The following is a 12,557-nucleotide window of genomic DNA, read 5'->3' on the forward strand; positions in this document are numbered from 1 at the left end:
CCAAATGTCAAAAATATGAACATTTATTCATAAGGACTTTAGACATTTTTTTACATTAGTTTGTTTCATCCTCACCGGCAGGCGGGTTTTCGATTTCTGCATCCGGCGCCTGCATGTCAACTTCTTCTTCATCTCCGCTCGGGGTTATGGCCGGAATCGGCATTCCGCCGCCTTCGCCGTAATAATCAGGCACATCTCCGGGCACAAACACCATCCCTACGGGAACAAATGTGGTTGCCGTATCCTCTTCCGTGCCAAAAGGAATGACGACACGGATATCCATTTCGATCGTCAGGCCTATACGAAGCCACGTGTTATTAATCCCGACATTTTCTACCCTTTCTTCCATGTCTACATGGGGGTCGCCAACAGCGGAAAAGCTGACCGGCACTTGCGGACCGAGCTGTGCGAGCAACGCGTTATTCGTCGCCATGCCAAGGGGGATGTTGTAAATCGAGCCGTCCTCCACACGCCCTACACCTGCGTCCTCGATTTCTTCTTCCAATTCACTGGGGATATCCCCGTCTGTCATGCCTGATTCCACTTCTTCCAAATAGGAGTGGATCAGGTCAATCGCATCTTCAAGCACTTGATTATAGACAGATGCATCAAAAGCCAAAGATGAGATGTCCCCGTCTTCCGTCGTTTCCATCAACACAAGATCATCGAGATGTTCCTGATCTGTCAAATCCCTTGATACTGCCTGATTGATTGCTTGTGTAGAGATCCTTTGGGTCTCGATGGTGGCAATCGTTAATAAAGCCGGCCGAACATGTTGGTCAATGAAATATAATCCTTGTACTGTCAAAAAAATAAAGATAACCAATGAAATAAGGAAAACATAGCGAAAAGGGAGCGGACCGCCCCTGCGCTGTTTTTTTCCGTTACTTGGCAATTTTAAAGCCATACTTCCCCCTCCCCTGCTATATACATATGCAGGTAAGGACGGGTTAAACGTATTTTACTATGTAAGATTTTGTGATATCCCCCGGTATTTTAGCTCGGGGAGGATGTCACGTTTTTTTGCGATCATAGACTTGAAACCAGTAGTCATATGGGTTTTCCTCATTTTTTATCCCTTTTTCTTGCCACTTCAGTTCCCATTCACTTTTATCAAACGAAGGGAAAAAACGGTCCACTTCAAACGCTTCATCAATAAAGGTAATATAAAGCCGGTCCACATATGGAAAAGCTTGTTCATACACGTTGCTACCTCCGAGAATGACCCATTCCACCTCCGAACGATCATTTTCTGCAATAATTGTTTCAATGGCATGTGCCGTTTCGACACCTTCAACATCGAAATCTTGTTGTGTCGTTAAAACGATATTTTTGCGTTTCGGCAATGGCCTTCCTATCGCTTCAAATGTAGATCGTCCCATCACAATCGTCTTTCCGACCGTATTTTTCTTTAAAAATGAAAGGTCTGCCGGTAAATGCCAAGGCATTGCATTATCCTTCCCAATTCCACGATTCCGATCGTGGGCAACCATCATGGATAGCATTAAATCCCCCCTTATACGGCGATTGGTGCACGAATCGCCGGATGCGGTTCGTAATCTTTCAATGTAATATCATCTGCCTCCAGTTCGAAAATCGAACGTGATTGAGGTGACACAGAAACCGTTGGCAATGTGTGCGGTTCACGAGAAAGTTGGGTTTTCGCCTGTTGAAAATGATTTTGATAAAGGTGGGCATCTCCCAACGCATGGACGAATGTGCCGACGGCAAGGCCACATTCCCGTGCAATTAACTGGGTCAACAAAGCGTAACTCGCGATATTGAACGGGACGCCTATAAACATGTCCGCACTCCGTTGGTACAGCTGACAGGAGAGCTTTCCGTCTGCCACATAAAATTGAAATAGAGTATGGCAAGGGGGGAGAGCCATCGCAGGAACGTCTTCGGGGTTCCAGGCAGAAACAATCAGGCGCCGTGAGTCAGGGTTTTTCTTAATCATCTCGATCACATCCGCGAGCTGGTCAATCGTCTCTCCTCTCGACGTTTTCCAGGCGCGCCATTGGCGGCCGTAAATATTGCCCAAATCGCCATGTTTCGCGGCAAAATCATCTTCATTGAGCATGCGTTTTTTAAACGCAGCCATTTCCTGCTCATAGCGCTTGCGAAATTCTTCATCCTGCAAGGAACGGCGACCGAAATCCTCCATATCCGGTCCTTGGTAATCATCGCTATTCACATAGCGCTGAAACGCCCACTCATTCCAAATGTTATTATTATGCTTCAATAAGTATTGAATATTGGTGTCCCCTTTTATAAACCATAACAATTCACTCTTGATTAACGAAAAAGGGACGCGTTTTGTCGTTATCAAAGGAAAACCGTCGCTTAAATCAAACCGCATTTGCCTGCCGAAGGTGGAGCGCGTTCCTATGCCTGTCCGATCCATTTTTTGATCCCCGTTCTCAAGAATATCCGTAAGAAGATCGAGGTATTGCTGTTCACTGCGGCTCATTCTCTTTTCCTCCTTGGATGAATGCTTCCGTGCAAGGCACAGAAGCATTCTGTCATTCCTGCATTCTCAACAACGCTTCACGGCCGCTCATCCCCGCGTGAATTCCACGGGCTTCGGCTGCAAGCGTCACCGACTCCAAAGGAGCCTCCAGCAGTTGGTCCACCGTTCGCACACCAACCGCGCGGCCGGCGACAATTTCGCGATCCGCCAACTTTTCATTCAACAGCTGCACATCTAACGCGCCACACATAATATAACCGACATCATTGGTCACTGCCATAAAATTCGTTTTCGGGAGTTTCATCGTAACCGCCTGAAAGCCGACACCATCTATATTTACCGGTTCCATATGCAACATCGATCAACAAGCCCCCTTTCCGGATACTCACACCAGTGTATGAGCGGGTGCCCTATAATGTAAGGGCGATTTAATCAAACGTTTCATTAAACCGGATCTTCATTTTTTAATCCCCACGTAATGAGGTCGCGAATAAACTCGGGCGTGAAGTAGCGTTTATCTTTGCCGGCGGCAATAGAAGGATATAAAGTGCCAAACGTTAACATATCAGCCGTAGCTACTTCATAATCTGCGCTTTCATCAATTTTTCTCCCTTGAAAATAAACTCCGTTCACTTGATAGAAGCCTGTCGGTGATTTTTCAACATCAACTTCCAATCCTGCAAACGCTAAGCGGCCAAGTTTATGCCCGCGAAACCCGTAACCTTTTAATGGGAGATGAATCATTTTCTCCGTAAACGATTGATGGATGGCTTCCGTAAGTTGATGCCCTTTCACATTGACGACACAAGGGTTAATCGGATGAGGGCAAAGCCGGTGCAGATCATGCCTTGTAATGTTTCCTTCGCGCAATGATGCCAATAGCAACCCCGAATGGATCATCGCAATATCCGTACGGCACCAATTTTTTAATTGTTCAGCGAGAAACGTGGCGAACGAGGAAGGTTCGGTCCATGATATCGCAAGCGGTTCTTTTCGTGTCGCTACCACTTCATTTAGTTCCCATTCCGCTTCCGATTGCAATTCCTGCAATTTTTTTGTGATATGGCTTGCCCTTGGGAGGTCCCCTTCCATCGAAACAAGCTGTCCGGATGCCTCGGTCATTTCTTTTATTCCGGTGTCGTAAGTGAGTTCCACCTTGCCTACATGTGTGCCTAACTTACCGGTTTGTGTAATCAGCGTACCGTTAACGATGGGAGCCGGGTCTAAACGATGATGGGTGTGCGATCCCAGAATCACATCGATTTCATAGGAAGCAGCGATTTGTTCATCACGAAATAAACCCAGATGGGAGAGGAGCACGACAATATCGGCCTTTTCCCGTATTTTAGGCAATTCTTCGTCCAAAATAAGGAAAGGGTCTTGAATATCCCAACCCAATGCATCATAAAAAGGGTAAAAAGAAGCTGTAAGCCCCATCATTCCGATGACAAGCCCTTGAGTCTCCGCAGTCATCGCCGGTTTGGCCCATGACGGCAGCTCCCCCTGTTCGTCATACAGGTTGCTTAAAAAGACATCAAAGCTAGCAGGGGAATACAGACGTTCCAGTGTATTTTTTGCAAATGTGACCCCTTCGTTATTGCCTATCGTTGCATATTGAATCGGAGAAGCATTAATCAAGTCAATATTTCCTCTTCCCAACGTCGCCTCTGTTATTGGATGAACACGGTCGGCATGATCCCCGATATCAAAAAACAAAGCATTTTCTCCGCGTGATTGGTGATGCTGTTTTTGTTTTTCCAAATAATGAACGATTTTGGGCCATTGGTTCAGCTGGCTATGCAAATCGTTCGTATGATACATATACAGTTGTTTTTGTTCGGCCATGAATTGACATCACCGTCCTTGCACGCAAACGATTGTTAACCTTCCCAATCAAACAGATTCAGCTGGCGCGGCGCTAACCCATGATAGCTGATATCCTCAAGCCTCATGAATGTTTGTGCATTGCTCGCCGCGTGCCTGCCGGGCTTTTGCATATTGCACCCATTCCATTAATTCATTTTCCCCATAGTCATATAAATAACGCACCGCTCTCCAATCCTCACCGGCCTGGGGCTCATCACAAACAGTATGTATGCAGTTCTGTTTTTCCAAAAATTGAATGGTTTACTTGCGGTTGCGCGGAGAAAACCAACGTTGGTGCCTAAACTCTATCGCCACCGGCACATCGTGCAACATTTTTTAAGGCGGAAATTGGCAAAGAACCATCCCCGGTTAGTCCAACATAAATCACGCTCGATTCCACTGCCTAAACTATAAAGCAATTTTATCACGGAAAGGCGGAAATGGCTAAAAAAATAAAATAAAAGGTGACTTCCATCAGAAGGCACGAGCGTTGAAAATAGCGTTTCATTAAACAAATAAAAGGGAAGCTGTACAGAGAGCATTTTTATGAATCTTATTAAACTTAACGCATGCAACCTTACTTAGTGGAAGGTTGCAGCCTTTTTGGAGTCTCCAAGAACAGCTTGTACGATAGAAAGGTGATCTTAATATGGAAACGGCAATACCAAGCCCTATTTCACAAAAAATTGATGAATTATGGTCGGAAGAAATGGACTTTTTACAGGAAATTAGTCGATTTCCGAGCGTCAGCGGAAAAGAAAAAGCATTGCAGGCTTACTTGGCTGATTACTTGATTTCAGAACTTGATCTGGAAGTCGACCGTTTTACACCTGATATCAAAGAAATTGCCGATCACCCAGGTTTTTCACCCCCTGAATGGGGATATGAAGAAAGTGATGTGGTCATCGCAAAACAACCCGGACCGAAAGATCCCATCGGAAAAAGTCTTATTTTTCAAGGGCACACGGATGTCGTTAGTCCAGAACCGCTCTCTTTATGGTCCAGTGATCCCTGGGTTCCTGTTTTCCGGGACGGCAAGATGTACGGCCGAGGCGTTGCTGATATGAAAGCCGGTGTCACCGCTATGATATTTGCCTACAAAGCCATTTTAAATGCAGGCTATAAGCCTGGAGCTGACTTTATGCTGCAAAGTGTTGTCGATGAAGAAAGAACGGGAAACGGCGCCTTGGCCTCTCTAGAAAAAGGGTACACTGCCGACGGCGCACTCATCCCGGAACCATTCGGCTTAAAAGCTGCAAAGGCCCAAATCGGAAGCCTCTGGTTTCGAATCAGCATGAACACAGCGGTGAAGGACAAAAACATTAATCAGGTTGTCAACGTCGTAGAAAGAAGCCAAGTCATCATTTCTGCTTTACAGGAATACGAGAAGCTGATGAATGAACGTCCGAAGCCGGACGCCTTTAAAGATATGCCCCATCCGGTGGACATTAACATTGGATCTTTCCATGCCGGAGATTTCCCTTCCAATGTCCCTGTGAAAGCAGTGATGGAAGGAAGAGTCGGGTTATACCCCGGTCAATCGATCAACACAGTGAAAAAAGAGTTGGAAGACTGTGTGTTGAAAGCAGCAGACGAGGACCCATGGCTCTCCAAACAACCGCCGGAAATCACTTTCTTCGGTTTCCATGCCGAAGGTGCTGAAATGGATGACCGGTCCCCATTTTTTCAAACACTGGACGATGCCCACGAGACCGTATTACAGCGACCGGCTGAACGTTCCGTTTTATCATCCACGACTGATGCGCGATTTTTTAATTTATACTATGACATCCCCGCGACTTGTTACGGCCCGGACGGCGGAAACTTTCATGAAATTGACGAATGGGTTGATTTGAACAGTGTGAAGCAAGTGACGAAAATATATGCCGAATTTTTAGCCCGATGGTGCGGGTTAGTACCGAAGGAGGCTTAAGCAACAGCCCTGGTTAGCATGTAAATAGAGGAAAGACCTCTCGTTACAAATAAGAGAGGTCTTTTTCAGCTATTGCTTCATACTTTTTTCGGGTAAAAGGACTTTTGATTGCTGCAATGCCCATTCAAAACTTCCGCACTTTTCTTTTATATGACCAATATCAGGAAATAGCGAAGCAATGATGTCACACTCCTGGACCATACCCCGAAAATGATCGTAAGTGTCTATATCAATGGTCGCTTTGCCGAGTTCCTCACAAACCAGTTGTATGGCATAAATGCAATCTAATCTTGAAAAATCACCCATGGCTTATATCCCCTTACAAATGGTTCCTTCATCCAGTTCCCTTGCCGTTTTTGTATACAAAATTTTAACATATACGTAAATCTTTTCCCGTTTATTCGGGTAATAAAACATAAAAAAACAGTAAAAGACCTCTCGGCCATAAGCGAGAGTTCTTTGCATCTGTTCCTTAACCGATCGAACCTTCCATTTCGAATCTGATTAATTTTGACTTTCAAAAAAGTCAACCTCTGAAACAAAAAGGCCTGAGTTTTTAATCAGACCTTTTAGCTTATTATCTAAAAATATCTAACTCAGCTAATGTATTTTTTAAGTTTAAAGAATCCCAAGGCAAAAACTCTGCCACTGTCAGGCCAACAACATCATTTTCTTTAAAAATCCCTGTTAATAGTCATCATGCACAAATAACCACCTAATAAATTAGATTAGGTGGTTTTTTCAATCGTTTTATTCATTTCGAGGTAAAATTTTTACGGTTGCACTAACGGGCCCTTTTTCTAAGATTGGTGGAAGGTAGTAGCTGTCACTATATTTTTCCTTATAAGCGTCGTCTATCTTTTCTGTTAATGCAGGATTATTATCTGTAGGTTGAAAAATAACATTATATTCTTCACCGGCTAATTTTATCTTTCCGGCCTTTTGCTCAACAGCTGATTGATACCATCTTGAATTTTGGCCGTTACCAGCTCTTACATATAGGCCATTATCTACAACAACGGACCAAATCCAAGTCGGTGTTCCAGGCGTTTTTCCATCACTATAAAATGGTGAGATATACAAATCATCTGCTTCGGAAAAAGTGGCAAGTTGCTCTTGCGTCCAGTTGGCTGGCATACCTTTCGCCTCCTTTTTTAAAGTGTTTGCTCAGTAGGGCGGATAATGACCTCGTTTAATGCAACATGTTGTTCTTCGTTAATGGCAAAAGCAATTAAACGAGCAACAGATTCAGGTTCGATTGCATCTTCGCTTAATGCATCAAATTTGGCTCTGATTTCAGGATCTGCAATAGGATGAGTAAATTCGGTATCTATGGATCCGGGCGAGATGCTTGTGACACGAACATTTTTACCGTTTTCGGCCTCTTCCTGACGCAAGCCTTCCGTGATAGCTTTCACGGCGTATTTCGTTGCGCTGTATACGGCGCCTCCCGGTATAACGCTATGTGCGCCAATGGATGAAATGTTAATGATGTGTCCTGATTCTTGTTTATGCATGATGGGAAGAACGGCCCCTATCCCATAAAGCACTCCTTTAATATTTGTATCTATCCCGCGTTCCCATTCCTCGTAATTGGTATCACTTAGATAGGACTGTGGCATGACACCGGCACAGTTTATGATCACGTCAATACGACCAAAGCTATCCAGACCTGAAGCTACAAGTGCTTCGACTTGATCTCGCTTTTTAACATCTGTCACCTGCGAAGTAACTTCCCCGTCTTCGCGTTTAATCTCATCAACGACTGTTTGCAAACGATCTTCGCGTACATCCCCTAAAACGACTTTTGCTCCATTCTCTGCAAGGTATAATGCATTTGCTTTTCCAATACCACTTGAAGCACCTGTAATGATAACGACTTTGTTTTTTAAATTTTTCATTGAAAAACTACTCCTCCTTGAATCGTTTTTCTTGGTTTATTCGATATCAATGGTTACTTCGATATCTCCCGGATAATCCTCAAGTATCTCTACACCTTTTAAAATCTCTCCCATTTTCACAAGTCCATTTAATGGTTCTTGATCGCCTTTGTAATAAATGACAAAGGTTTCCATAGGTGTATAAAAGGAGATATCTCCTTTGCTGTAATGCGGGGTATTCGTATTTTCAACCGTTAGACCGCTTATTTCTGCATATTTTTCCCGATTAAACAAGTCATGCATATTAATCGTCATGGACAGCTGTTCAATGAAGTCCCTAGTCGTTGCGTTGTCTTCGATTGTTGCCTTTAATTGTTCATCCGCAAATGAAATGAGCAAGTGTCGATATTCCATGTATTTGAAACCCTCCCTCATTGGATGATTGAATTGCGTTCTCTTGTTCCTCTACGGGATTATATTTCCCGCTGCTTTGTAGACTTCGTACCATTCCGGCCTTTTGAGTGGGATTTCGGAGCCGTTGCTTGCTCTTTGCAAACGAATTTCCTAGACAGGTTGTGTAGTCGGGCGGACAATCATATCACTAACCGCCATGCGATCAGGTGTATCAATAGCAAATACGACAGCTGATGCAATATCTTCTGAAACTAATCCCCATTCCTTTTGCGATTCGTGAAGGGCTTCAGATACATTTTTGTCACTAATGGTTTTATATAGTTCGGTCGCAACTGCTCCCGGTGAGATAATGGTAGATTTAATATTATTTTCCCGTTGTTCTTGTCTTACACCCTCCATAATCGCACGTACAGCAAATTTCGTTCCGCAGTAGACAGCAGAATCAGGATAGACGACATGCCCTGCTACGGAATCTGTTGCGATAATATGCCCTGATTTTTGCTCGGCCATAATAGGTACGACAGCAGCAATGCCGTTTAAAACACCCATTACATTGATATCGAGCATCTTCTGCCATTCATCACGACGAGCCTCCGCAATCGGCGCCGTTGGCATAATACCTGCATTGTTATAAAGAACGTCAATTCTGCCATAGGTGTCCATCGCAAGCTTCACGACCGTGGTTACATCTTCAAAGCTGGTTACGTCTGCTTGTTGAATATGAATGTCTGCCTCCGGGAATTCCTCTTTGATTGCTTCGAGACGATCTAATCGACGTGCAGCAAGAATCAATTTAGCATCTTTTTCTGCAAGAAACTTAGAAGTTGCTTCACCAATCCCACTAGACGCGCCCATAATAACGATCACTTTATCCTTAATTGCCATGTAAAATTCCTCCTTGAGTTTCTTACCTTTTCATTAAAATCATAAAATGATATGCTTCAAATATCAAATACCTATATCAAATACCTTGGCATGCTTTTTGGGTATATAACTTTTAAAATGATTTTGTTGAAAAAGCGTTCGAGCTGTTAGCGTCCGTTTTTGGAAATGTATTTTTATATCCACTCCATATGAACATAAATGATAGAAGAACGAGAACAAACACTATCCACTGAAGTGCAAAACTCGATGCACCTAAAATCAAACCACCGGCTAGATCCGCCAAAAATACCGGTGTTATATACGGTCACGATCATAGAAGTCGCAACATCTTTTCTTGACAAGCAATTCCGGGAATGGCAACTACTGTAGATGCGATCGCATAAACGGAAACAAGCATGCCGATTTGAGCCTCTGAAGTTCCCAGATCAGCACTCATTTCAAGAAGTACACCGGCAGGCAACAGTTCAGTGACGATGATGGTGAATGAAATGAATGATAAGGCGAGTAAACTGATAAGGGGTAGTTTTTCTTTATCTGTAGATGTTTGCTCCATAATCGATCCTCCTTGCTACTTGCAATGAATAGATACATCAACTCAAAAATGTGAATCCCGACAAGGCATGCAGGATTCACACAGTTGTTTTACTCGATTGCGAATCTAATTTTTTCTTTAGATATTTTCTTGGAAGAAGGACTCCAATTCGTCAAATGGAATAAGATCCATGTCATCATAAAGGTCCACATGTCCTGCTTCCGGAACAATATGGAGTTCACTCTCTTCACCGGCTAGCTCATAGGCGTCTTCACTGTAGTGTCTGGAATGAGCATCCTCGCCTGCAATGAACAGCATTGGACGCGGACTAATCGTTTCGATCTGCTCAAATGGGAAAAAGTTCATTAGCGCTCCTCTGCTGGTAAGACTCATGGGTAAAGCGCGAGGATGCTCTCCCCTAGATGTTTCGTAGTATTCAGCGAATTCGTCAGCAGCTGCTTCGTGTGAAGGGTTTAGTTCGACAGCATCTCCTACTAAGTTTTGTATAGGCTCTCCGCCTTCAGCCTCAATCCAGCGCTGTTCAGCTGCTTCTTCAAGAGCTAGCATACGTTCCTCGTCGGTCATTACCTCGTCCGGCACTGGCGCTAACCCCAATCCTTCACGATTGGCACGGCCCATGTCATACAGACTCGTTGTCGCGACAGCTTGCAACCGAGGGTCAGCCTGCGCAGCGTTGATTGCAAACCCGCCACTGCCACAAACACCGAGGACGCCAATACGGTCCTGATCGACTAAATCATTCGTCCCTAAAAAGTCTACTGCAGCACTGAAATCTTCAGTGAATGCTTCCGGAGAAGCAATATTACGCGGTTCCCCGCCACTTTCTCCATTGTAGGAGGCGTCAAAGGCAATGGTTACAAAGCCCCGTTCTGCCAACTCTTGGGCATGCAAGCCGGATGTCTGTTCCTTCACGCCACCGAAAGGGTGTCCGACAATAATTGCGGGTAGTTCCTCCGAAGTATCTATATCTTCGGGTACATACATATCCGCAGCCAATTCAATTCCGAGTCTGTTATCGAATGTTACTTTTTCGTGCGTCACCTCGTCACTCTGAGGAAAGATTTTGTCCCATTCCGAGTTTTCTATATTTGCTGTGTCTGCTTCAACTGTGCTTTCTTCATCTTCCCCTTGAGTCTCTTCATTATCAGCGCCGCCTACATCGTCTCCTCCATCGCTATCAGTGTTCCCGCAAGCTGCAAGGATGAAAAGAGTTGTCGTAGTGAAAGCGACAGGTAACATTTTTTTTCATTTTCTTAAAGCTCCTCCTTTGTTTTTCGAGTGATTTTCTTGTGAGTAACATCTTAAAATGATATTGTTCAAATAACAAATACCTATATCAAATACTTGGATATGCTTTTAAATTATAGGAGGGTCTCATGATGGAAGTTCGATTGTTGCGATATTTTATTGCGGTAGCGAACCAAAAGAGCATTTCGGCTGCGGCCCAGCATTTACATTTATCACAGCCGTCGTTATCGAGGCAATTAAGTGAATTTGAAAAAGAATTAGGTACCGCTTTATTCATCAGAGGAAACCGGAAAATCACATTAACGGATGAAGGTATGTTCTTGCTAAATAAAGCGAAAGAAATTGTTGAGTTAGTCGATAAAACGGAAGCTAATTTTAACCAGTCAACAGAAATCATTAGCGGTGACATTTACATCGGTAGCGGTGAAACCGAAGCGATGCGTTTTATTGCTGAAACGATAAAAACGTTAACGGAAGACTATCCAAGTATTCGATTTCATTTATACAGTGGCAATGCGGATGATGTTGCTGAAAAGTTAGACAGTGGACTATTAGACTTTGGGATTGTCATAGAACCAACAGATAAACAAAAATATGATTACATGCAATTGCCGTGTACAGATGTTTGGGGTGTTTTAATGCGTAAGGATAGTCCTTTGGCGGTAAAGCCATTTGTTCAGCCGATGGATTTAATAGATAAACCGCTGATAACGTCACGTCAAACGGCTGTTAGTAATGAATTGACAGGATGGTTTGGACAGAATGTTGAGGATTTAACGATTACCGGAACATACAACTTACTTTACAATGCTGCACTCATGGTCGAAGAAAATATTGGATATGCGTTATGCATAGATAGAATTATTAACACATCAGGCAGCAACCTTTGTTTTAAACCATTACATCCAAAATTAGAAGTTAATTTAAATATCATTTGGAAAAAACATCAAGTGTTTTCGAATGCAGCAAATAAGTTTTTAGATCGGCTTCGATATGATATTAATGATAAAAAAATAACTTTATTATGAACATTTCTATGACCTTCTCGGTGACACCTCATTTCATTAAGGCGGATTTCCTCGCTACTACGGAACCGTCCGCCATCTTGTAAGCCCTCGTTCCGGCTTTCCCTTTCAGGTTATACCTTCCCTACCTTATGCCGCTTGGCACAAGGAGCCTACACCCTGTCCACCCTGCCCTATTCCGGGCGAGGGCTTTTCACCGGCTACGGCACTTTAAAGGGTAAAGTTACCGAGTGGACTTCAACCACTTAGATCGCATGACTGCGGGGCACACTAAAATACG

Annotated in this window: 15 protein-coding genes; 2 read left to right on the forward strand and 13 right to left on the reverse strand. The window is 43.7% G+C overall.

Annotation, left to right across the window (positions count from 1 at the left end; translation table 11 throughout):
• Window positions 1-55: 55 nt before the first annotated feature.
• From yunB to EPH95_RS18805, 6 genes are all read right to left on the reverse strand, one after another.
• Window positions 56-907 (reverse strand): sporulation protein YunB, encoded by an 852-nt coding sequence (yunB, locus tag EPH95_RS09160; RefSeq protein ID WP_142089306.1) that lies wholly within the window; start codon window positions 905-907, stop codon window positions 56-58.
• A gap of 106 nt (window positions 908-1,013) precedes the next feature.
• A complete protein-coding gene (locus tag EPH95_RS09165; RefSeq protein WP_142089309.1) occupies window positions 1,014-1,505 on the reverse strand; it encodes a dihydrofolate reductase in 492 nt (163 codons plus the stop codon).
• An 11-nt stretch (window positions 1,506-1,516) separates the two neighbouring features.
• Window positions 1,517-2,473: a thymidylate synthase gene (locus EPH95_RS09170; RefSeq protein WP_142089311.1), complete on the reverse strand. Its 957-nt coding sequence runs from the start codon at window positions 2,471-2,473 to the stop codon at window positions 1,517-1,519.
• A gap of 52 nt (window positions 2,474-2,525) precedes the next feature.
• The gene (locus EPH95_RS09175) at window positions 2,526-2,831 is read right to left on the reverse strand and encodes a YunC family protein (RefSeq protein ID WP_142089313.1); all 306 of its coding nucleotides are present in this window, start codon (window positions 2,829-2,831) and stop codon (window positions 2,526-2,528) included.
• An 86-nt stretch (window positions 2,832-2,917) separates the two neighbouring features.
• Entirely contained in the window at window positions 2,918-4,318 is a 1,401-nt protein-coding gene (locus EPH95_RS09180; RefSeq protein WP_142089315.1) for a bifunctional metallophosphatase/5'-nucleotidase, read from the reverse strand.
• Between the two features lie 96 nt (window positions 4,319-4,414).
• Entirely contained in the window at window positions 4,415-4,588 is a 174-nt protein-coding gene (locus EPH95_RS18805) for a DUF72 domain-containing protein (protein ID WP_160141701.1), read from the reverse strand.
• Window positions 4,589-4,988: 400 nt separating this feature from the next.
• On the opposite strand from EPH95_RS18805, the gene EPH95_RS09185 reads away from it, so the two are divergent.
• Window positions 4,989-6,272 (forward strand): ArgE/DapE family deacylase, encoded by a 1,284-nt coding sequence (locus EPH95_RS09185; protein WP_142089318.1) that lies wholly within the window; start codon window positions 4,989-4,991, stop codon window positions 6,270-6,272.
• A 69-nt stretch (window positions 6,273-6,341) separates the two neighbouring features.
• Here the strand turns inward: EPH95_RS09185 and EPH95_RS09190 are convergent, their stop codons facing one another.
• The 7 genes from EPH95_RS09190 to EPH95_RS09220 all read right to left on the reverse strand — a co-directional run bounded on the left by EPH95_RS09190 (window position 6,342) and on the right by EPH95_RS09220 (window position 11,243).
• On the reverse strand, window positions 6,342-6,578 hold the full coding sequence (locus EPH95_RS09190; protein WP_142089320.1) for a hypothetical protein: 237 nt from the start codon (window positions 6,576-6,578) through the stop codon (window positions 6,342-6,344).
• A gap of 444 nt (window positions 6,579-7,022) precedes the next feature.
• Entirely contained in the window at window positions 7,023-7,409 is a 387-nt protein-coding gene (locus tag EPH95_RS09195) for a DUF2255 family protein (RefSeq protein WP_142089323.1), read from the reverse strand.
• Between the two features lie 17 nt (window positions 7,410-7,426).
• Entirely contained in the window at window positions 7,427-8,173 is a 747-nt protein-coding gene (locus EPH95_RS09200) for an SDR family oxidoreductase (RefSeq protein WP_142089325.1), read from the reverse strand.
• Window positions 8,174-8,209: 36 nt separating this feature from the next.
• A complete protein-coding gene (locus EPH95_RS09205; protein ID WP_160141702.1) occupies window positions 8,210-8,566 on the reverse strand; it encodes a cyclophilin-like fold protein in 357 nt (118 codons plus the stop codon).
• Window positions 8,567-8,716: 150 nt separating this feature from the next.
• A complete protein-coding gene (locus tag EPH95_RS09210) occupies window positions 8,717-9,451 on the reverse strand; it encodes an SDR family oxidoreductase (RefSeq protein ID WP_142089330.1) in 735 nt (244 codons plus the stop codon).
• A gap of 310 nt (window positions 9,452-9,761) precedes the next feature.
• Complete coding sequence (locus EPH95_RS09215; protein WP_142089332.1) at window positions 9,762-10,004, reverse strand: MFS transporter; 243 nt, start codon at window positions 10,002-10,004, stop codon at window positions 9,762-9,764.
• A 117-nt stretch (window positions 10,005-10,121) separates the two neighbouring features.
• Window positions 10,122-11,243 carry an alpha/beta hydrolase gene (locus tag EPH95_RS09220; protein WP_142089334.1) on the reverse strand — a complete coding sequence of 374 codons (1,122 nt, stop codon included), beginning with the start codon at window positions 11,241-11,243 and terminating at the stop codon, window positions 10,122-10,124.
• A gap of 140 nt (window positions 11,244-11,383) precedes the next feature.
• Here EPH95_RS09220 and EPH95_RS09225 point away from each other — a divergent pair, with 140 nt between their 5' ends.
• Window positions 11,384-12,280 (forward strand): LysR family transcriptional regulator, encoded by an 897-nt coding sequence (locus tag EPH95_RS09225; RefSeq protein ID WP_142091564.1) that lies wholly within the window; start codon window positions 11,384-11,386, stop codon window positions 12,278-12,280.
• Window positions 12,281-12,557: the final 277 nt, after the last annotated feature.

Origin of the sequence: Salicibibacter halophilus, from assembly GCF_006740705.1 — a bacterium.
Lineage (GTDB): Bacteria > Bacillota > Bacilli > Bacillales > Marinococcaceae > Salicibibacter > Salicibibacter halophilus.

Excerpts from the sequence above, each read along its gene's own strand:
- yunB (WP_142089306.1), bottom strand. The coding sequence starts at position 907 with ATGGCTTTAAAATTGCCAAGTAACGGAAAAAAACAGCGCAGGGGCGGT.
- EPH95_RS09165 (WP_142089309.1), bottom strand. The coding sequence starts at position 1,505 with ATGCTATCCATGATGGTTGCCCACGATCGGAATCGTGGAATTGGGAAG.
- EPH95_RS09170 (WP_142089311.1), bottom strand. The coding sequence starts at position 2,473 with ATGAGCCGCAGTGAACAGCAATACCTCGATCTTCTTACGGATATTCTT.
- EPH95_RS09175 (WP_142089313.1), bottom strand. The coding sequence starts at position 2,831 with ATGTTGCATATGGAACCGGTAAATATAGATGGTGTCGGCTTTCAGGCG.
- EPH95_RS09180 (WP_142089315.1), bottom strand. The coding sequence starts at position 4,318 with ATGGCCGAACAAAAACAACTGTATATGTATCATACGAACGATTTGCAT.
- EPH95_RS09185 (WP_142089318.1), top strand. The coding sequence starts at position 4,989 with ATGGAAACGGCAATACCAAGCCCTATTTCACAAAAAATTGATGAATTA.
- EPH95_RS09190 (WP_142089320.1), bottom strand. The coding sequence starts at position 6,578 with ATGGGTGATTTTTCAAGATTAGATTGCATTTATGCCATACAACTGGTT.
- EPH95_RS09195 (WP_142089323.1), bottom strand. The coding sequence starts at position 7,409 with ATGCCAGCCAACTGGACGCAAGAGCAACTTGCCACTTTTTCCGAAGCA.
- EPH95_RS09200 (WP_142089325.1), bottom strand. The coding sequence starts at position 8,173 with ATGAAAAATTTAAAAAACAAAGTCGTTATCATTACAGGTGCTTCAAGT.
- EPH95_RS09205 (WP_160141702.1), bottom strand. The coding sequence starts at position 8,566 with ATGGAATATCGACACTTGCTCATTTCATTTGCGGATGAACAATTAAAG.
- EPH95_RS09210 (WP_142089330.1), bottom strand. The coding sequence starts at position 9,451 with ATGGCAATTAAGGATAAAGTGATCGTTATTATGGGCGCGTCTAGTGGG.
- EPH95_RS09215 (WP_142089332.1), bottom strand. The coding sequence starts at position 10,004 with ATGGAGCAAACATCTACAGATAAAGAAAAACTACCCCTTATCAGTTTA.
- EPH95_RS09220 (WP_142089334.1), bottom strand. The coding sequence starts at position 11,243 with ATGTTACCTGTCGCTTTCACTACGACAACTCTTTTCATCCTTGCAGCT.
- EPH95_RS09225 (WP_142091564.1), top strand. The coding sequence starts at position 11,384 with ATGGAAGTTCGATTGTTGCGATATTTTATTGCGGTAGCGAACCAAAAG.